Source organism: Vibrio sp. zbq_1, assembly GCF_043102935.1.
In the GTDB taxonomy this organism is placed as follows: domain Bacteria; phylum Pseudomonadota; class Gammaproteobacteria; order Enterobacterales; family Vibrionaceae; genus Vibrio; species Vibrio parahaemolyticus.
Map to the genome: position 1 here is coordinate 22,961 of NZ_JBICJH010000031.1, position 20,299 is coordinate 43,259.

The 20,299-nt window shown below is 42.1% G+C and carries 19 protein-coding genes and 2 pseudogenes; 17 read left to right on the forward strand and 4 right to left on the reverse strand.

The genetic code is table 11. The features are described from left to right. The first annotated feature begins 85 nt into the window (after positions 1–85). The 3 genes from ACF8CV_RS14025 (at position 86) to ACF8CV_RS14035 (ending at position 643) form a co-directional block, all read left to right on the forward strand. Positions 86–208, forward strand: coding sequence for a hypothetical protein (locus ACF8CV_RS14025; RefSeq protein WP_254901957.1), 123 nt, complete (start codon positions 86–88; stop codon positions 206–208). Positions 209–223: 15 nt separating this feature from the next. Next, on the forward strand, positions 224–361 hold the full coding sequence (locus ACF8CV_RS14030; RefSeq protein WP_023585706.1) for a hypothetical protein: 138 nt from the start codon (positions 224–226) through the stop codon (positions 359–361). A gap of 84 nt (positions 362–445) precedes the next feature. Then, positions 446–643 carry a glycine zipper domain-containing protein gene (locus tag ACF8CV_RS14035; protein ID WP_023585707.1) on the forward strand — a complete coding sequence of 66 codons (198 nt, stop codon included), beginning with the start codon at positions 446–448 and terminating at the stop codon, positions 641–643. 100 nt (positions 644–743) lie between these two features. Here the strand turns inward: ACF8CV_RS14035 and ACF8CV_RS14040 are convergent, their stop codons facing one another. Next, positions 744–2,051: a hypothetical protein gene (locus ACF8CV_RS14040; RefSeq protein ID WP_023585708.1), complete on the reverse strand. Its 1,308-nt coding sequence runs from the start codon at positions 2,049–2,051 to the stop codon at positions 744–746. A gap of 183 nt (positions 2,052–2,234) precedes the next feature. Here ACF8CV_RS14040 and ACF8CV_RS14045 point away from each other — a divergent pair, with 183 nt between their 5' ends. The 12 genes from ACF8CV_RS14045 to ACF8CV_RS14100 all read left to right on the forward strand — a co-directional run bounded on the left by ACF8CV_RS14045 (position 2,235) and on the right by ACF8CV_RS14100 (position 16,598). Then, positions 2,235–3,392, forward strand: coding sequence for a site-specific integrase (locus ACF8CV_RS14045; protein WP_023585709.1), 1,158 nt, complete (start codon positions 2,235–2,237; stop codon positions 3,390–3,392). 10 nt (positions 3,393–3,402) lie between these two features. Continuing rightward, positions 3,403–3,582, forward strand: a complete 180-nt coding sequence (locus ACF8CV_RS14050) for a helix-turn-helix domain-containing protein (RefSeq protein WP_023585710.1) — start codon at positions 3,403–3,405, stop codon at positions 3,580–3,582. 373 nt (positions 3,583–3,955) lie between these two features. After that, a complete protein-coding gene (locus ACF8CV_RS14055; protein ID WP_024103869.1) occupies positions 3,956–4,384 on the forward strand; it encodes a hypothetical protein in 429 nt (142 codons plus the stop codon). Positions 4,385–4,449: 65 nt separating this feature from the next. Then, on the forward strand, positions 4,450–7,137 hold the full coding sequence (locus ACF8CV_RS14060; RefSeq protein WP_023585712.1) for a DNA-directed DNA polymerase: 2,688 nt from the start codon (positions 4,450–4,452) through the stop codon (positions 7,135–7,137). A gap of 170 nt (positions 7,138–7,307) precedes the next feature. Continuing rightward, entirely contained in the window at positions 7,308–7,976 is a 669-nt protein-coding gene (locus ACF8CV_RS14065; RefSeq protein WP_392417010.1) for a hypothetical protein, read from the forward strand. Positions 7,977–8,073: 97 nt separating this feature from the next. Then, positions 8,074–8,694, forward strand: coding sequence for a hypothetical protein (locus tag ACF8CV_RS14070; protein WP_023585714.1), 621 nt, complete (start codon positions 8,074–8,076; stop codon positions 8,692–8,694). Positions 8,695–9,018: 324 nt separating this feature from the next. Further along, positions 9,019–11,532 (forward strand): ATPase AAA, encoded by a 2,514-nt coding sequence (locus ACF8CV_RS14075; RefSeq protein ID WP_023585715.1) that lies wholly within the window; start codon positions 9,019–9,021, stop codon positions 11,530–11,532. A gap of 10 nt (positions 11,533–11,542) precedes the next feature. Continuing rightward, entirely contained in the window at positions 11,543–13,342 is a 1,800-nt protein-coding gene (locus ACF8CV_RS14080; RefSeq protein WP_023585716.1) for a hypothetical protein, read from the forward strand. Positions 13,343–14,180: 838 nt separating this feature from the next. Next, a complete protein-coding gene (locus ACF8CV_RS14085) occupies positions 14,181–15,086 on the forward strand; it encodes a sensor domain-containing diguanylate cyclase (protein ID WP_158500929.1) in 906 nt (301 codons plus the stop codon). Between the two features lie 205 nt (positions 15,087–15,291). Then, positions 15,292–15,852, forward strand: a complete 561-nt coding sequence (locus ACF8CV_RS14090; protein WP_023585695.1) for a hypothetical protein — start codon at positions 15,292–15,294, stop codon at positions 15,850–15,852. Between the two features lie 459 nt (positions 15,853–16,311). Beyond that, entirely contained in the window at positions 16,312–16,458 is a 147-nt protein-coding gene (locus ACF8CV_RS14095) for a hypothetical protein (protein WP_023585697.1), read from the forward strand. Between the two features lie 2 nt (positions 16,459–16,460). Continuing rightward, a complete protein-coding gene (locus ACF8CV_RS14100) occupies positions 16,461–16,598 on the forward strand; it encodes a hypothetical protein (protein WP_023585698.1) in 138 nt (45 codons plus the stop codon). A gap of 401 nt (positions 16,599–16,999) precedes the next feature. Here the strand turns inward: ACF8CV_RS14100 and ACF8CV_RS14105 are convergent, their stop codons facing one another. Then, the gene (locus tag ACF8CV_RS14105; protein WP_023585699.1) at positions 17,000–17,629 is read right to left on the reverse strand and encodes a hypothetical protein; all 630 of its coding nucleotides are present in this window, start codon (positions 17,627–17,629) and stop codon (positions 17,000–17,002) included. 423 nt (positions 17,630–18,052) lie between these two features. On the opposite strand from ACF8CV_RS14105, the gene ACF8CV_RS14110 reads away from it, so the two are divergent. Further along, the gene (locus ACF8CV_RS14110; RefSeq protein WP_023585700.1) at positions 18,053–18,253 is read left to right on the forward strand and encodes a hypothetical protein; all 201 of its coding nucleotides are present in this window, start codon (positions 18,053–18,055) and stop codon (positions 18,251–18,253) included. A 59-nt stretch (positions 18,254–18,312) separates the two neighbouring features. Here the strand turns inward: ACF8CV_RS14110 and ACF8CV_RS14115 are convergent. After that, positions 18,313–18,399 (reverse strand): annotated as a pseudogene (locus tag ACF8CV_RS14115) (IS3 family transposase); the annotation flags it as partial. Then, a pseudogene (locus ACF8CV_RS14120) lies at positions 18,395–18,589 on the reverse strand (IS630 family transposase); the annotation flags it as partial. The pseudogenes ACF8CV_RS14115 and ACF8CV_RS14120, both read right to left, overlap by 5 nt. A 436-nt stretch (positions 18,590–19,025) precedes the next feature. On the opposite strand from ACF8CV_RS14120, the gene ACF8CV_RS14125 reads away from it, so the two are divergent. Beyond that, positions 19,026–20,264: an integrase family protein gene (locus ACF8CV_RS14125; protein ID WP_050920397.1), complete on the forward strand. Its 1,239-nt coding sequence runs from the start codon at positions 19,026–19,028 to the stop codon at positions 20,262–20,264. Positions 20,265–20,299: the final 35 nt, after the last annotated feature.

Here is a 20,299-nt window from a genome sequence, read left to right on the forward strand (position 1 = left end):
TGCGATCTTGGACATATCCTGTCCGAGCGCAGTGGGATACTACACAACGTAGATTTACTACAACGTCAATTAAAGGAAACAAGTAATGCAAGTGACATTCATTAAGCCGCTTATGGCATCAGGTTACTCATGCCGCTCTTTAGGTTGTCCCGGTTGGGTCACCAAGGGTGGGTCATGCGATACATGTGGCGCAATGGATTACAGTTAAGAAGGAGTATTCGTTATGGGCGGTTGGACAGAAGACCAAGGTGACTATGATGATGGTACAGAAGACTCTGGCTTCAGTCAGGACTTCGACATGGAACCGGGCGACGATGGTTGGCTTGGCGGTGACTTCATGGCTGATGATGACGATGATTAAGTCCCATCACTAAATTAGGCTTATCAACAAGGGCGGTATCGAAAGGTATCGCCCTTTTCTGTATCTATAGAAAAGGAAAACATTATGACGAAAACACATTTTCACTCTAACCCTCAACAGCGCTGGTTTAAGCCTAGCTCGTCAACAGGTGTTCGATTCGCGAAGTACGGTGCCACACTCGGTACCCGCTATGGTCCCCAGGGCGTCGTGATTGGCGGGGCGATCGGGTTTGTCGCAGGTGCATTAATCGGAGGGGCGTTAGATGAGCTAGATGTTATCTAGTGAAAAAAGTAGAGGCGGTTGCGCCTCTACTTTTTTCTTTGTCGTAACTGATGAGAAGTGGTTTCCCTTTGTCTCGTTGGACTTTTTCCTCTGTGTTCATTTAGTCCGTTGGGGAATTAATACCATTCTTAATTTCACACGGCCATGTGAGCAAGATAGGTTTCGTTTTATATGCTTGAGGTCTTTCAATGAACATTTTGGGTGTAACGATATCGTGAAACTCTGTCAGCGAGAGCGATTGGTGCATACGTTGCAAGATATACCTTATGCTGCGTTTGCCGATATGTCCCTCCGATGTTGAGAGCTTTACGTTACATGTGTGAATTTTTCTTTGTCTAACAATTGTGTGTTTTTTGTCAGGTAACGATGGATCCCAAAAGTTGAACTTATTGAATAATATCTGACCAGTAAACGGGTTAGGTACGTCTTGCTGAAAGTCTTGCTCGATGGTGGCTTTATATTTTATTCGACTTTTGTCACTAATAACGAGTTCGAGCGTTAATTGATTACGGTTTTTAATTGCATACACTGAGTAAGTGCTGTCTCTACTACCAAGATATTTGTAGAGCGGATTTAGGTTGGTAATTTTGAACGGGATGTATTTGATACTTTTGCTTGGCTTAACCAAGAGATAGATGAGGTACGTGCTCTGTTCGTCGTCTTTCTCGTCAGTTTCGCCACGCGTATCGTCATAATAATCTAAGTAATTATGAGTGGTTGTCTCAATCTCTTTGCTTTCTTTGGTATCAGCTTTACTATCTTTGTTATCAACCTCGTCGTTAATGGTGTTAAAGATAACGAGTTTGGCATCTAAGAGCTGTTTGTTAGCTACTTTATTGGTACTTGGTTGACCAATATGTTTTTTGTAGAACTTGAGATTCGTTTCTATTAGGTGCTTTTCTGCTGGTGGTGATGCTCTGCGTACGGCTTCAAGAAGCAGCTGATGGCTTTCTTCTTCGTACTTTCGCTCGGTTGAAATGAAGTTTCCCAAGAGCTGGATAAATTCTCGGTTTTGTTTATACCAGGGTGGGAAGTCTAGAATATCTACCGTGATTGGCATCTCTATATCTTGGTATGTCTCGTCTTTACTGCTGTCCAATTCTACAATGCTGCTCTCGATTAAAGTGAGCGCAATTCTTTTCTTGTTTGACAATTCTTTCAATGGCTTGAGCGTTTTAATGTGCTTAGTTTTATAAGTGGAATGTGCGGAACGCTTTGGGAACGACTGGTGTACCCTTGCTTTCTTAAAGGCACTTTCCAATGCTGCGGTAGCTTTATCAGGACTTAAGCCAAATAGCCGCTGTAGGGTGATGATGAGCAAGTGCTTGTTATGAATTGATAACGGTTTAGCTTTTGGCGTGAAAAGGTAAACCGTTTTTTCATAGAGTACGGGTTTTCTTCTAGGCATATTAAATCAAACAAAATGGTTCCTTAATCTGTGCATACTAACGAGTTAATCTCTTTGTATGAACTCTTTTTTCTTACGGTGCATCATATTTTATGGTCTGTAGAGGGAGTCGTGTGGTCGGCACTCTTCAGTCAGTGTCACCTTAATCTTTGCTCACGATTTACTTATACGGAGTGAGATATTGTGAGCACTACACCGATAGAAATGAACCAGAAGGTACTCAATGCGTTGCCTCGTCCTGCTAAGGGCGAGCAAGGTGTTGAGTATCCTTGGAAGAAAAACCCCCGATTGCGCGTACTTGTGACCGCGAAGAGTATGCGCTGGATAGTTCGCCTTGGCTGGAAAGGAAAGCGTTACTACGAGTCGTTTGGGACTTACCCCGAAATGAAGTTTGCTGAATTCAATCAGTTGGCTTACCAATTTATCGCTGATGTTCAGTCTGGGGCATACCAGAAGGGATCGCGTTTGACGGTTCAGCAGTTCTTTGATGACGTTGTACTTCCATACAGTCGTAATCATCACCGCGATTCTAAGACCTTTTTATCCCGCTCTAAGCGCGTAATGGCTGCGTTTGGTAAAGAGCGCGTTACGGACGTGACTCGCCGTGATGTTGAGCGGTTTCTCAATTCACTTACTGACTTAAGTCATGCGTCTATTAACCGCTATCACGCCTTCTTATCGAAACTTTTTTCGATGGCGGTCGAGCACGAGATTATCGATAAAAGTCCAGTAAAGGGCGTTAAAAAGCGGTTGGAGAACAATGCGAAAGACCGAGTGTTGTCCTCGAAAGAAGCGGAAAGCTTTTGTCGGAATGCGTGTGTTGAGCCTAACTTTCTACATGCGAGTGCGCTGATGTTGAGTTTGTTGACAGGTATGCGCATTGGTAATGTGATTAGCCTGACTCGCTCCATGCTTGCCGATGATCTTTCTTCTGCGCTCCTGCCGATGACTAAGTCTGGTAAATCGCAGCGCATTTATTTCTCCGAGCCTGCAAAACGCCTGATCCGTAAATGTCTCAAAGTGTCGTTCAATGATTGGGTGTTCCCCTCGTTAAAGAACCAAGGCGAGCACATTGCCTACCCACGCGCTTGTATGGAGCGCATTCAGCTTGCCATGAAGCAAGAAGGCTGTCTGGACGCACCTTTTACTATCCACGATCTTCGCCGCACTTACGCAACCCAAATGTTGATTGCGACGAACGATATCCGTCTCGCGCAGCAAAGCCTTGGTCATTCCAATGTGAATGTCACCGAGCGTTACGCCTACTATCAAAATACCCATTTAGCGCAAGCCTCTCAGCAGACCGTTGACGCTATGCTACCTAACTTACAAATCGATTAAGGAGTTCGACATGTCCAGAGTACTAACTATTGAAGAATTTGCGGAAATGTACGGCTTAAACCCGGCAACCGTGCGAACCAATGTAACTCGCAACCCTAGAAGCTTACCGCCAGTGATGCGCATAGGTCGCAGTGTGCGCTTCTTGCGTAGTGAGGTTGAGCGTTGGGAAAAAGAGATGACAATGCATTAACACAGTAATATCTCTTAATACAGATAAAAGCCCAAAGGCGTCCGTTAGGACGTCTTTGGGCTTTTTAGTATCTGCCTATAAAAATCAAACAAAAGTGTACCTAATCTTGATCTTTTTACTATCACAGCCTTGACGATTGATATTTCTTCTAGCGCCTTTCGTGACTTAGGTTCTGCGCTAAATCTTAGCTGGACTTTGAGCGACGAGTTAATTGTTTTGTGGCTTGTCGACTCGATTCCCTTCTTAGTTGAGTGCTTTCTTTCATCCCTAATATGAACCTCAGCAACGCAGCGATTCTCTCGCTTAGTTGTTTTCGAGGGGGCAGCGAGCTTCTTCGCTGCTCTTTAACAATTAAATGATTTGAGGTATCAAAATGAGTAACTCTATTTTTGTGCGTACTAACTCTGGTGTAGCAAATGTGTTTGGTGGTAAAACTGTTCTTCCGTCTGAAGATCTACTGCTTATTCTGGGTGCAAGAGGCAATCTAATCGTTGCTGAAACTGGTGAAGAGGCTGATGCATTGTTTAAACAGGTATCGAAGAAGATGAAGCCTGAGAAAAACAAATGTTTCATGCTAGAAAGCGGTGGCTGGATCCATGCGGATACGGTCGGCGGTGCTTTCATCTCTCCAAAGTCGGGTGCATTGTTGATGACGGTGGTAAACAGCGACAATTTGCTTGCTATGTTTACGCCTGAAGAATTCAGTGACCTCGAAGGTTTGCGTGACGCGATTACTGAAGCCTTGCTGACGTACAGCGAGGGTAATGATCTGCCTAAGATTGCTTGGTCAGACTTTAAATAATCATCATTGTAAACCTTGCAAAAAGACGCTTAGAGCGTCTTTTTGCGTTTCTAGAGAGTAGTATTATGAATGAAACATATGATTGGTTAGAGCAGTCTTCTGACTTAAGCATGGACAACCTAGCAACATCCGGTTGGACTGAAGAAGCGGTAAGTGCTTGGGGTGACGCTCAACCTAGTGAGCCCACTTCTTTTGATAGCGTTAAGCGCAAAGCGAAACCACTGGTGGGTCGTAAGCCCAAAAAGAAGAAGCAAACTAAGCGAAAGCGACGAGAGGCAACACCGTTCTTTGAGCGCCCCGTGATAGCGATGGATACTGAGTATGTAGAGTCTGAATGCGGAACCTACAATCGTATCTTGAGCTACCAATTCGCCGTTCTGTTCCAGGGCAAGTTATCAACGATTATCTTGTTTCCTGAATCGACCAAAAAATCGGGACGGCTGGCACTGGACAAATGCTTGGTTCAGGCTATCGAAAAAGCGATGGAAGATGAAGTACTTGATAAGTGGCCGACTGACATCATTTTGTGTGCTCATTGGCTATCGGCTGATTTGTTTAACTTCAGCCAAGCTTTTAACCAACTGAAGACACATGTCAAAGGTTTACGTAAGACGGTGGCGAGTCTTGATGACGTATACGGACTGGAACTTGATAAAGTCATGTCTCGACGTATCGACAAAGAACCACTACACGCTTACTCGAAGTCTGGTAACAAGAAAACTCTGTTCATCACCTTTTATGATACGCTTTTATTAGCGCCCAATGGCTCATCTCTTTCATCAGTAGGCGACCTACTGTCTATACCCAAAGTTGAAATTCCAGAGCCTTACTCTATCTCTCGAATGGATGAGTTTCTGGAAGCACAACCTGAGAAATTCGCTGAGTATGCAATTACTGATTCAATTATCAGTGCTCGTCATTTCGAGCGGGTTTCTTCCTTCTGTCAAAATACACTCGGTCTAAATTCGGTTCCTTTTACTATTGGTGGTATCGCCGTTAAAGCCTTTGTGAATAGTTTGGAGGATAAGCGCGGTTACCGTGGTTTGTTTGGCTTTGAGAAAGTGACCAAGGAGGTTTGGCCTTCTGACCGAAGTAAACCTCTGACCATTACACGGGATGTGCCTGTAACAGCTCGTATGACGTTGGAAAACTTTTCGACTCAGTGTTATCACGGTGGTCGCAATGAGTCATTCATCGCTGGCCCCACGGGTATAGATACATGGCGTGATTACGATGTTCCATCATGTTATTCGGCGATTACGCTTGGTTTACGTGAGTTAGATTACGACCAGATGTACATGACCAGAGATCTGAAAGAGCTGTTTGGAGACAAATGTGCTTTGGCTTGGGTCGAGTTTAAGTTCCCTGATATTGCCTACCCGTCCTTAGCCGTACGATCTGAATATGGATTGATATTTCCGCTATCAGGTGAAACGCACTGCACTGGTCATGAACTTGAAGTTGCGTATAACCAAGGTGCTGAAATCACCATCAAGCAAGCGTTTGTAGTGCCCTGGAAGAATGATAAACGAATCTTCGAAGACTTCATGCGTTGGGGTCGAGAACGGCGTAAATCATTCGTTAAAGGTAGCTTTGACGAGAAACTGACCAAGGAAATGTTGAATAGTTGCTATGGAAAGCTAGCTCAATCGTTACGCCCAAAGAGGTCGTTCGATATCCAAGCTGGTTACTCTACGCAACTACCACCATCGACTTTGACCAACCCATTTTTCGCCGCTTACACGACTGGCTTAGCTAGAGCCTTGTTGGGGGAAATGCTTCATAGCATCCCCGATAATAAGGTTGTTGTTTCAGTGACGACAGATGGCTTTCTGACTAATGCTGAACTGGATGAGATAGACCTAAGTGGCTCTATTTGTCAGCGGTTCCGAGAGCTCTACCATCGTATAGACCCAACTGGTGGTGAAGTATTGGAACTCAAGCATCAAGCGAAGCAACTGATCGGTGCTAAAACTCGTGCTCAGTACACGGTTATCGGAAGTGAAGGTTTTGAGCCGATACTGGCTAAAGGTGGCGTTAAGGTCGATCCGATGGTCACTGACCAAAGTGCTTATATGGTGAACAAGTATCTCACCCGAAAGCCCGGTGACAAAGTTGATGGTAGCTACTTAACACCGAACCGGATGCGCTTTTTAGAGCATAAGGATTTGATGCTTGAGAAGCGGTCCATCTTCCTGAATATGGAATATGATCAAAAGCGACAGCTCCTAAATCCGGTAATGGTTGACGTGAAAGGACGGAAGCATATTGCGCTTGAAACCAAGCCACACAAGTCGCTGGATGAGATGCTGTTTACAAGATTGCGCTTTGATCGATGGCGGAAGACGCATTGTCTTAAAACGTTTGAGGATTGGTGTTCATGGCAAGACCGTTTAGTAATGGCAGAAAGCACGAGTCACAAGGACCTGCGTTTAAAGGCTGATGAGACTTCGGATAGCTTAATGGCACGCTTATTCTTGCGTTTCTACGCGCATGAACAAGGTGGTATGAGCAAGAAGCAGATTAGCGCTAAAGCATTAGCTGAGTGGATGACCGATATTGGCTATCCAACCAAAGCGACCGCTGTACGTAGTGCTAAGAATACCAAATTGATTGAAGGCGCTGTACCGATGACAGAGCTGACCATCAACTTAGCTCGCTTAATAGTCTCGAAGTTTCCTGACTTCGAAGTTGAAATCCTCTTCAACCCTGAATCTCGTTCCTCACTGCGAGAAGCTCTCAACGCCCGTTGAGATCGTAAATATTGACCTATCGAAAGCCCTTATCTCAAAGGGCTTTTTTACATATCAACCATTGCACCGTTGGGGATATAAGAAACCCAACCTCACACGCAATGACATTTATTCAAATCCACAGCCGTCATTCCGGCGGCTAACTCAATAAAATTTTAAGGAGCATTATTATGGCTAATAAAAAATTTAACTTTTACGCATCGGTAAATAACAACATAGCTCGTATCGTAAAAACATGGACTGAATGTGAGAAAATTATTGCTAACCCCGGTGGTAAGAAGAAGGGGGCTTACACCTACAAACAAGCCGAAGAATACTTGCAGGAGTTGCTGTCTGAACGTGATGCTCGCCTTACGCGCAGTAAGCCTAAGAGAAATCGATACAGCAATTCTCGACCAAAAGAAGATTTAAGCTTTTTGAGTACTTTCACAGCAAGACCTACGAAAAAGACCATTATCTGTAAGCTTGGTGTTGGCGGTAAGGGTTCGACGGTTTCGGTTGTAGGTGGTGACACGCAAGTATTTGAAGTTAAGAAGTCTACAGTTTCAGCAATGCGCTACCAGCTCAGTATGCACACACTAAACATCACTAAAAGTTTGCTAGATCAGGAGGTGAGTTCTATCGATATTATAGGGATGGATGCCGCGACGATAAAAACCCTCACTGAATGGGCACCGAAGTGGAAGCTACAGAACTGGGTGAAACCTAATGGACAGCCACGACCGAACGCTGAACTCGTGCGCGATATGCTGGCGTTGTATGAGCAGATTAAATCCAAGGTCAGCTTCGGCGAGGGTGTAGCTCAAAAAGCTCCTGTAGACGATGATGCCCCGTTTTAAGGTCTATTTAGAGTAGTTGACCATGCAGAGGTCGTCTGGCTTGTCCAGGCGACCTCTGTGTGGTTTTATGCTTAGCAAATTGAAAAGTGATAACTATATGAAAAATATCTATGAAATTGAGGGAATTGAGTTCCCTTCCCGCACTGCTGCTGCGCGTCACTATGGCTTGACCCCTAAACTGGTGAATGAGCGCATTACCAAGTTCGGCTGGACGTTGGAGCAAGCCCTTGAGCTGGAAGCGCGCCCTAAAGGTGACTACCGCAAGAAAGTTGTTATAGACGGCACCGAGTACTCAAGTATGCGCCAAGCGGCTAGAGAGCTAGGTGTGGCGCAAAGTACGCTGATGAACCGCATAAAGGCTGGCATATCTGTAGAGGAAGCGCTGTCTGCTGCACACACCGAGCGTGAGAAGTTAAAGGGTCAGTCCAAACCTATGTTCTACCAAGGTAAGCTCTATCCGTCTGCGCGCCATTTGTTGCTGGCTAATCCCGCGCTGGTTGCTGGTGGCGATTTGGGTAAAGCCGTTACCTCGCTGAATGACAAGGCTCGCCGAGCTAAGAATCAGGGTAAGGTTCTCAATCTATCACTGGATCAAGTTGCCGCTGAGTTTGGTTTGGCGAAAATTGGGTTTTCTGATGAGTTTGATGGTTTTGTTGCTCAGTTAGCGGAACAAGTTGGTGAAGCGGCTTTAACTGAGTTGTTCTATGAGCTGAAGTAGTCTGGATTTGCGTTTTGAAGGGGGTAGTTGCGTTGAGTGACTGCTCCCTTTTTTTGTTTGGGGCGTTTTGTGCTGGTGAGCCTGTTGCCGGAAGAACTGTGCGGTAACCATTGCTGTTGGTATTTATAGTTGTGGGGTGAATGCGGTTGAAAGTTCGGTTTTCTGTGGCTGCAGGGAGGCTTCTAGTTGAAATTGATAACCAACTATCTGCTCTACAAAAAATCTTTGAGTCAGTGGTAATGTTTTTGATAAATAATAGAAATTTTGCATTAGGTTTTTGCTACCCTGAAACCTACTATTAAACAAGTATTCATGGATAGGTCAATGTCTACTATTAACACTCAGTTGCTAGCAATCAAAAAAGCACCGTATTATGAGACTCAAGGCTTTATAACTCCGATTTTGCAAGTTACGCCAGATGGGGACTACGTTCCACTAGATCGAACTTTATATCCGGTAGATATATTTATATCAAAGGGTTACGGTGCTATTGATAAACAGTATGAGCAAAGTGAATTGTTCATTTTAAAGTCCCATGTAAAAGACGAGCAGAAGTCGCGAGAGGTGGGAGAGCCTAGGTATTGGGCTGACGACGGCATGGTTTCTCCACTTGCTGCAAATACTTTGCTGCCTGTGTTATCAACTTCTCTACCGAGTAAAGAAACGGGTACTCTAGAAAGAGGTGTAGAGCCCCCTAAAGGTGCTTTTTTTATACTTGATAGTGAATATCTTTACGGTCCACTGAAGTCTAGTTACACCGATGATGATCAATATGTAGTTGAGCCCAACGTTAACCCGTTGTTGTCTTACGGACGGGGGAACTTAGGGCGTTGGTTGCTCTCAGATGTACAAAGCTGCTTAGTCAAAACTGAGGTTGACGGGGAGCAGTGCATATATGTTAAGTCTTTCAAACATCTATCTAATTTTAGAGGTAGGAATGGAAACTCAGCTGACTTTATTGATTACCTTAGTGATGATCAGCTAATTAAGGTTGCGAACCAGACTCACTTTGGAAAAAAAGGTCTGAGTAAGAAGGAGGCCGAGAAACTTCAACAAATCATCACGAGTTTCGAAAAAGAAAATAAAAACTTACATGATGAACGCTTAGAACGTTTGAAATCTATGCTCGATAAGTACCTAATGAATGGCTCGAATGGGTACAATCTGATCAAAGAATATTTAGAAGCTCCAACTGGTCAGAAGTTTCTGAAAGATTATGTTCAACAAAACGAATCGCGACTTCTTCAAGGTGTCCTAGATGAATTCGAAAAGGATGCAAATGAAAAGAAAGAAGAGATTGAGATAGAGCTAGATCGTCAGCGAGCACTGCTTGATAAGTACCAAGATGATATCGTAAAGCTCCAAGACAAAGTGCTTCAGAAAAGAAAGTGGGCTCAAGACGAACTCGATCGTATAGCTCAAGAAACTGAAGAAGAGCGTCAGAGAAAGCTAGAAGAAAACCAAGCTGAATTAGGTGAGAAGATCGCTCAAATGGAAACTGAACTTGAGGCTCGTGGTCGTGAGTTGGCAAGTGTCTGTGACCGATTAGAAATAGCAAACGATATTAAAGAGCTCAAGGCTGAGAGTGATTACTACGAGCGATATCATGAAAAGCAACAAACTAAGGTTAATAACTTAATTGCAGGTTATAACAAGGCTATAAGGGAAGAGGATGATGCGCTCTATAAACGTATCGGTGACATGCAAGCTTTTAACAAACTCCTGAATGGTAAAAGTAGCACGAGGGTTGAAACGGCCGCTCCGGTTGTAGAGCAACTGCCGATGAGTAGTGTTCAACCGGATAGTGCAGCTGACCTTGTTGATTACCTGTGCAGCCAGTTTTCAGATAGTGGTAGAGGTTTTAGCTTTGACGAAATGAGTAACTTGGTTGTTTGTTTGCAGCAATCATTTTTGACTGTACTTGCTGGTGGTCCTGGTACGGGTAAAACTTCAACTGTCACTCGTCTGGCTAAAGCTATGAATTTAGGTACTGGTCAATTGGGAGATCATTTTTTGAATGTTCCTGTTGGCCGTGGTTGGGTTTCATCCAGAGATATTTTGGGTTTTTACAACTCATTAAAAGACACTTACCAAGAGTCTAGAAGCGGGCTATATTCATTTTTATCACATCACCAAATGCATCCTAGTGATACAACGAAAATTATCCTACTAGATGAGGCTAACCTATCTAGTATCGAACACTATTGGTCTGACTTCCTAATTTACTGTGATCGTGAAAACTTATTACGTTCTATTGATACTGGTATTCCAAACACTGACCAGAGATATTTAAAATTGGATGACATGACGCGGTTTATAGCTACTATTAACTTTGACTCTACTACAGAACCATTGTCACCGCGTTTAATTGACCGAGTCCCTGTCATCACCTTGGATAATCCTGAAGCGAACATTGGTGGTGAGACAAGCTCATTAAATTTAGATGGTATGTTGAGTGCATCGAAAATCAAAGAAATGTTTACTGTTGAAGATAACGCCTTGCTTCGCTCTGAACAGATTTTATTACAAGATACTGTAGATATTTTAAGTAAAGCTGACCGAAGTAAAGGTCCTGCGATAGTCGTTAGTCAACGTAAACTTAATGCTATAGCGAATTACGTTAGTTCTTCTCGTGATCTAATGGGTTCAGAGACAGCTATGGACTTTGCTATATCTCAATTTATTCTACCTCACATTGATGGTTACGGATCTGCGTTTAAGTGTCGCCTAGAAGAATTAGCCGATAAAGTCTCCAAACATAGTCGTACAGAAGGCCATTTAGAACGTATTTTGACGTCTGGAGATTACCTATCGGGTTCATACTCGTTCTTTGGTTAGAGGATTGCCTGTGGAGTTTCTGAAAGCTACTATTTTGAATGGAAGCAGACGTGACCTTGTTTTGTCTTTACCCTTACAAAGCTCTGCTGGTTCTACGTCTCAGTGGGTTCAAGAAGATGAAGCGATAACCTTTGAGCTTACACTTTCCGATGGGAGTTCGGGGGTCGTGCTAAACCTCTATGATCATTCGATCGAACCGAGTGATTCTTTTAGGTTGCCAAACGGTAATGTTCGTTATGTCTGGAAGCCTAAAAGTAGAGGTCGATGGACCTATGAGTGCTTGTTTTTTAATTACTTTGGTATCGCTGAGCTAAATGTTGTATATCGTGACGACACTGGCGAGCTGAACGTTCTTGAGTTTGAACCTTTAGAAGTACTATCTTCTAAGGCGAAAGCTCAAAATGTTGAGTCAATGGTTATGTACTTGTCTTCTCTCGGGGAGGACAAACTTCACTCATTATTCCAAACTACTAAGTTTAGTGCTGGATATCGTGAAGGTTTGGGAACTCCCGTAAGTTATTTGGAGAGACTGGAAGGTAGTGTAGAAAAGGTTTCTCATCATATTCAACAGATTATTCGAAAGCCTATAAGTAGGCTCTCCCCTAAACCTTCAATAGTTCAACCTCACGGTGATGAACAATTGGACGGCTCTTCAATTTCATGGCTCATGGACAATCTTTCGGTTTTGGAGGCTGTTGATAGCCCGCGCGATGCACATTTGGTATACGACGAGAATTACTATCGAGCTAGTTCACTGGAAGTATCTAGTATAAGGGAAGATACTAATCTTTATGAAAACGAAGTTGTATATGCTGCCGTGCTTTTTATGAAGCAAAAAACGTCAGAACAGATGGAATCTTACAAAGGAATTGCTAACAACATTAAAAATGAGCGAAGCTTTCCTCTTGGGTATGTTTCATTTTTCTCACAAATATCGAAGCTCAAAGCTCATCTTTTAGGTAATCAACTAAACCGTTGCTCTGCTTTGTTAGAGAAACTAAATCATTTACAGATAATCCTTGAAAGAAACTTACCCGTTAAGAAAGTGACTATTGCTCGTCCGATGTTGACAGCAAAAGCTGCATCGAATATCTCATATCGAGTGGTCTTCGTTGAATTTATATATTGGCTAGAATGTAATAAGCCTGATTGGTCTTTATATCGAAGCTTGATGGCGATAACATCTATCCCTAAGCTTTTTGAACTGTATACATATTATAGAATTGAAGAAACACTCCATGATCTGATGTATAGAGATAATTCAACAAGATGGACTGTGAATGGTATAGGTGTATCTTTACATTATGAACCAACATATTGGATGAAGGGGAACTCCCGTGATGGAGAAACCGAATTCGTTAATTCGGAAGGAAAAAGGATCGATAAAGAAGGAATTATAGTTAGACGTAATATAACTCATAAATACTCTCATCGGTCTCCAGACTACGTTATTGAAGTCGGATCGAGAGATTCCGGTTTCAAATTGATAGTTTTAGATGCTAAATATACATATGCGTCTAAGGCTTTTTCATATTATTTACCGGATTGTACGATGAAGTATGTTCATGGTATTTCTCTAAGAGATAATGGTAGAGCACCTGTAGAATCAATGACCATTCTTTATCCAAGTGAAGAGAGAAGCTTAGATAGCTTTCACACTTTTGAATATAGTATCGAAGGTCCATACTCTGTAGTCCCAGCTCTTCAGTGTGTGGGGGTGGCTCTTGGTGATACTAGGGGGCAAGATGCATTGAAATTAACACTGGAGCGATTGTTACATCTTAGTGGAGTAACCTTGAATCTAGATTGAACGGTGTGAATAAGGTACTTATGTCGAAGCAAAGCCCTTCATTGCACTCTCATAGTAGTTTTCTCTTTTGCCCCTCGCAGTTATAAGGCGGATCACTCAGTTTTAACACCTCTGAAGTTATTTATGGGTTGCTAATATAACATTTGCAAAAATGAGCTGAAACCGTATTTCAAATCTGTGCTCGACGTGTGCTAAAAAGATCTAATGAAATCCTATTTCATGGTCCTTGATATCCAAAGAAATCCTCTTAAATGCAAATAATTACAAGTGCTTAAGAGGAATTCAAAATCCGTTGCCTTCGGGCGTGGCGGTTCAAGTCCGCCCACCGGTACCATACATAGAAAGGTCGCTGTTATAGCGGCCTTTCGTCGTTTTAGGCGTTTGTAAATATTCGATTTTTCAGGTGCTTATCTCAAAATTCCTTTCCTGCTATCGCCTCTTTTTTCGCTCCAATAGACTCACTTTATCTACCTTAAAATTTCTCCTATGGTCCATATATGGTTCATCGCATGACGATTCTGTGCGCAAGGGAATCCCAGTCAATCCAACAAATTACAGTTAATGCAAAGTTGCGGGTCAGTATTAGCAAGGGTTGCGAGCCAGAAGAAGCATGGTACGACCATGGTGACTTTACGGTGCTATGCGGTTTTGGTTTTTCTTCTATGGGACAACTGATCGTTTTGATGGATATGTCGAAAAGTCGGTTTTAGGCGGTTTTGCAGTGTGCTTTGGAAGGGCATTGGGGTATTTATGTATGAATGTTGTACTTAAGTCAAAGATATGTATATGAAATCAAATTATTATCTATTGATGTCAATCAGTATGGATATGTATGGTAATGGCACAATCAGATGAAGTTTCTCAGTTTTTAGACTTTCTGGTAGATGCAATTTTGATTGTTGATCAATACTCTAATATTGTGTTTGCGAATAAGTCATGTGCTCTGTTATTTGGTTATGAAAGAGATGTATTGTTAACTCTTAGGCTGAACGACTTGATGCAACCGAATGTTGTCAATCATCACGATGCGAAGGTTAGTAACTTTGTACTTAACCAGTCACAAGCAAGAGCTATGATGTCTAGAAGTATTGTGCCTTGTCGAAATTCTAGTGGTGATGGGTTTAACGCCGGGATTTCTATAGCAAACATTGTCTTTAATGGCATGCAATGCGGGATAGCGACTTTACATGATTACTCTAGAGTTCAAGAGTTAATTGATGAGCTAAAGGAAGAGGCAAATACTGACGCACTAACAGGCTTATTTAATAAGCGTCACCTTGAGAGTGTATTGGAAAATCAGTCATTAAGCGTACTTGATTCTGGCTGCTTGGGGGTTGCCTATCTTGATTTAAACGGATTTAAGTTAATTAATGATACGTTTGGACATGATATTGGTGACCAGCTTCTTGTTGAGATATCTACTCGCTTGAAAGGGAAGTTACGTAGTAGTGATATCTGTTTTCGAGTCGGTGGGGATGAATTCCTTATATTGTTTAATATTAATGACCACAAGAACTATGAACAAGAAGCTAAAGGCATAGCTAATAAACTACATGAACTAATTTCAGAGCCTGTTTCAGTCGATAAGGTCGATGGTGATATTGCGGTTGGAGTCAGTATTGGAATTGGCATTTATCCGCATGATGACCGTGAATTATCAGTGTTAATAGATAAGACGGATAGAGCTATGTATGTAGCTAAAAAACAAAAACTACCGTATGTGCTTACTTCAACTTTAAGTTGATCTGTATTAGTAAATAAAGTGATTGATCGTTTTGATTGGGTTGTCGTTAAGCCTTTTGTCATGGGCGTTGTTGGGTAGTGTGTGGTTAGTTCGTCGGGGATAGACATTAACAACCAATCACACAAATGAATTAACTCCAAGTTGATATCGATATGCAACTGTGTAATCTTCTTTATAGTGGTGAACAAATGGAGCTTGGCCAACTATGAAGATGATTTTCGTCGATGCTGAAAATGTAGGACTGAAGGAGCTAGAAAAAATTAATGCTTCGGTCGTTGATAAAGTCTTTGTTTTTTCTAAGTCAGATTCAGTCAAGCTTGTTTGTGAAAAGTCGTTGTATCTGTTCTTATCTGACTATCCGACAGGTCAGAACCAAGCCGATTTCTATATCATTGCATATCTGTCTAGGGTGCTACTTGCTTTAGATAAAAAGCAGTTGGGCTCTGTTCATTTTGAGCTATACAGTAACGATGAAAGTTTGATTTCAGCATTTGAGTTTCAGTGCAAGCAATTAGGCGCACCTTGTCAAAGCATCAGAACTAGAGACAACACCGTTGTTCCAATTATTAAGTCACAACAGACACCCCAAAAATCCCCTGAAGACAAGCTTCTTCATGCTTTGAAGTCTCCTCGTGCTTTAGATCCTAGCTTTCAAAAGCAGCTAGGGCTGTCAAAGTCAGATTTTACCAAGGCAATCAATGAGCTTTCCAAAAATAACCAAATCAAGCGTAGTCCTCAGTCCAAGAAAAAATGGGTTAGGTGTTAGTCGGCTGACTTACCGACCTCATTAAAGAGTAATAAATGGCGGTATTCTCCATCGCTACTACTAACCATCAGGGTATGAATATCGCTGCTCTAAGCTTGCTGAGTGATGATCTCGGTACTCTCTGATGAGTTGCGTGCGAGATTAGTGTTGATGTGGCTTGATAGATGAGGTCTAGATCTTGGATGGGATTTTTATATTTAATATATAATAACCAGTACAACAGCTTGCCATAGGCTGCTGTTGTACTGGTTATTATTAATACTATGTTAGTGGCTCTGGTGGCGAAATCTGTAGGTAATACAGTGGTAGTTTCCATTTTAAGCTATGACATTTTCCACTCATTCGTCCAAAATCACTGAATATCACTAAGAATCACTGAACAATCACCGTCCCATCATCGTCGCTACTAAACCACCTCTCATACAATGTCATCGTTCATTCAACAAAGGAGATAGAACGATGAGCAACAAACAGAACAACCATAAAGCAAATCAAGCTAACAGCAACAAAGGTACATCTGGACATAACACCACGTACCAAAAGGCTCAAGATAATCGAGCAAATCAACTAAACCCAAACAACTCACGTTATCAAGGAAAGAAATAATTATGATGGATCCTTCAGATATGTCACAAGACGAGCTAGACCTGTGGTCTGATATTAATAACCCTAATAATGATTCTGATATGGATGACTGGGCGGATGCTCACAATCCAAATAATGATGACTACTTAGGGGATGACTAAGTCTAAAGCCGATGGTTTAATGCCATCGGCTTTCTATTAAATAACAGTTGGTTAGCATGACAAAAGTGACGGTAAAAAATACAAATATACAAGGCAGTTGTTGAAAATTGCTAAGCAATTAGCTGCCCCCCCACATTTAGGGCAGTTATATGCAGAAGTACTAACTTCTGTATAGCATTCAGGACATTTGATCAGAGCCATAGCTACCACCTTATACTAGGTGTGTTATTGAAATTAGGCCAAAGACTAACCTATACAATTGTTGAAAATTGAAGCTCTAGCAAAAAGTTTCTATTGATTTCTTTGACACTTAACCTTCAGCTCAATAAAACTCTTTGTCCCTCACATTCTGCAAGTAGCGATAAATGTCAATATGTAAACAAACGCAGTGCTAGAACTACCTAGTCCTCAAGCTCATATTCGTTCAACATTTCTTCAAAAACTCTTATAACATACCCATCCATAATGAGCTTATCGCGCAATGATGTATAGTAGGATTCATCCGACAATTCATCTACAGAAACAATAGCAGTACCCAACGGTGGGTTTGACTTGAATGTAGTCTTGGTTGGCTGAGGCAACTCATCACAAAAGATAGTGCATTGAGTCTCAAGTGGCTTATCAGTTTTAATTAGTACATACCCATCTGCTTCTAAATTGGTTTGCGCTTGCAGGCGGTTTACACTCCAATTGATGTAGTAGTTTTTAGTATCAGATGACACACTCAAGTCTGGTAGATTATTAAGACTATGAATACCTTTAATTTTTAATCTATCGTAAGGTTCGTATTCTGCTTTAGGCTCTTCTGGATACTTATTCTTGGGTACGTGAAGTGATGACCCTTTGTGGCGTGGAATTATTAGCTCTACAGACACGCCATTTGCCAAGATACTACTATCGTTAAATATGGTTAGGTAAAGAATCTCTGCACCAGCCCACTCTCTGAGCACATCGGCTCGCTCTCGGTATAAATCTTTATTAAGCTGTTTTCCAGTATTCTCCCCATGCTCCCACGGGGCGGATACGCTCAATATCGCCAATAGACAAGAAATTGCAGAAAATATTTAGCCTAGCCTGTGTAAAAATCCTACATAAATCTACCTTCAACCTACCGCTGCCAACTTTATCCAACCGCCTATTTAACATTAAATTATGCGGCAAAGATCACATCAAAAAACAAAAACTTGAAGTAATGTCATGCATATAACCAAGTTTCATATCAATTTGGGTATGAATAAAATATTGTCCGTTCGTCAGTAGGCTAATTTATATGCAACTTTATGGGGTGTGCCCTTCGTGTAATAAGAGTACGGTGTTTAATCGAATACACCGCTCATTCATAGAAAAAGTATTCCGCAAAAAATACTTCAAATATGAGTGTGTAAATTGTTCAGCAGAAGTTTTTTCTCATCAAACTCAAATAGATATAGTTCTTCATCGAAATGGGAGATTAAATGAACAATGACATCAGATCTATGGATCAAGCTGATGGTTTGCGTCGTCTTGCGAAACCTCCAACTGGCTTAGATAAATTGAAGGCTCTACAGGTCGAATTACGCAGTGCCATCATCGCAGGGAAATACAAAGATGCAGACAGACTAATGGCGTTGCTAGATAAAGCTCAAAAAGAGCTAGAAGAAACACATTGGAGGTAAACTGTCTTTCGATCTGGTAAGCAAAACTCTGATCTGCTCCAGCTAGACTGGACACTTCATTAAGCGACATTTTGCTGTTCAAAGTTAACTGGGCTTAGATACCCAAGAGCACTGTGCCTTCTCGTCCGATTATATACTCGCTCAACTTGAAGATGCAGGTTTCAAAATCTGAAAATTATCCGTAATTCGGGATACCAGTGAGCCTGCAACTTCTGGCAACGTTACATTGAAAAATTCATTAATAGCCGTTGTAAATTCAGCCTTCGAGGAGAAGTAAATATTGTTCCTCGCATGCTCATTCATCACTTTCCATAACCGCTCGATTGGATTTAAATTTGCCTTCCCATTTTTTTAATCTCAAGCATACTTCACCGATGAGATTTTCTTTTTATCAAAAGCTAATGAAACTTGGTTTGCATAGCGATCTGTTGCCGTTTTAAGATGTAGCCGAAAACCCAATAGCCAAAGAGGGGCTTAATCCTCAAAGCAGAACTGGATGTCAGTTCAACAACAAGTACCTTTCATCATGAGCACCACCTTAGCTTTAAAGTTGAGGTCGTGTATAGGTATTCGGATAACCTTGTAACCTGTCACTGACTAAGTGAAAACGCTGAGGCAAGTAGCTGAAACGGTTCAAGGTTTATTAGGGATAGGGGTGGGTAAAGCCGAACCATATAACTTCATGTTGTATCGTTCGGCTTTTATTTAGCTGTAACAAACACCCATTCAAACACATATTAACTAATTGAATATCTAGTTAATGGAGGTTTGAATGAGTAAATCACAGCGACTCACCACCACTTTCCTCAACAACCTTAAACCCAACCCTAGAACTGCAAAATCCGCTGATTACGAAGTCAATTTATCTGCTATGAGAGATAGTGGCTTACCTACTGGCGTACGTTGCTTAGTGGGTAAATCTGGCGGGAAACGCTTCTTGCTTAGGTATATTAGCCCTCAGGTTCCGGGTAAAAAATCTGCGATTGGTCTTGGCCGTCACCCTGAGACAGATCTTGTAACCTTGAGAAAGATCGCTAAGGAATACCGCCAGAAGATCCTGGAAGGCATTGATCCCAAGCTTGAGCGTGACAATCAGACTACCGAGAAGACGATGACTCTGGAACGGTTCTTTGATGAAGTTTACCTGCCATTGGCTAAACAGAAACGCAGTTGGAAAGATGATGTAGCGCGATTTCGTTTAGCAAAGTCAATACATCACATATCAATTCACGACCTAACTGCCGCCGATATCATCAAAGTCCAAATGGAGATGCAGAATGCCGTTACGATTAAAGGCAAGCCTTATGCTCCTGCTTCGATTAATCGCGTTTTGGCTCTATTGAAAACGATCAATCGTCAAGCATACAAGTTGATGGACGCGCCGCTCATTGCTGACAAGGTGAGCTTGTTGAAAGAAGATAACGTGCGAACTGGGTACTTGTCCGAATCACAGCTAAAGGAGTTTATAGGTCACGCTCTGAACCATGAAGACAAAAGTATTGGCGCGTACCTAGCTTTGTTGTTTTTGACTGGCGCGAGGGATAAGGAACTGCGTTTGCGCTTGAAATCCGATGTGAATTGGGAGGAGAAAACACTCACTATTCCACATACGAAAAACGGTACTAGTCACGTTTTATTCCTAAGTGACTACATGCTTGATATTTTGAGGTCGGTGCCTCATGTGGCGAATAATCCGTATCTCTTTCCTGGACGCAAAAAGGGTAAACCAGTAGGGCAACCTAGGCATGCTTTCAAGGCTATCAAAGCTAAGATGGGACTGCCCGACATACCCGGTGATAAAGCGAATCTAACCCTGCACAGTGCTCGCCATACAGTTGGGTCGCTTTTGGCGTCACAAGGAGTCTCGTTACACGACATAGCCAAGCAGTTGAATCACGCTGACCTTTCATCAACAAGGCGCTACTCAAAATTGACTGTAGGGCGTCGGAGGGAGATTGGCTCTCGTTTGTCGGATATGGTGACTGCGAAGCCAGAGATACTTTGGGAATGAAGAAGTTACGTTTAACCAGTTAATTTAGAAATACA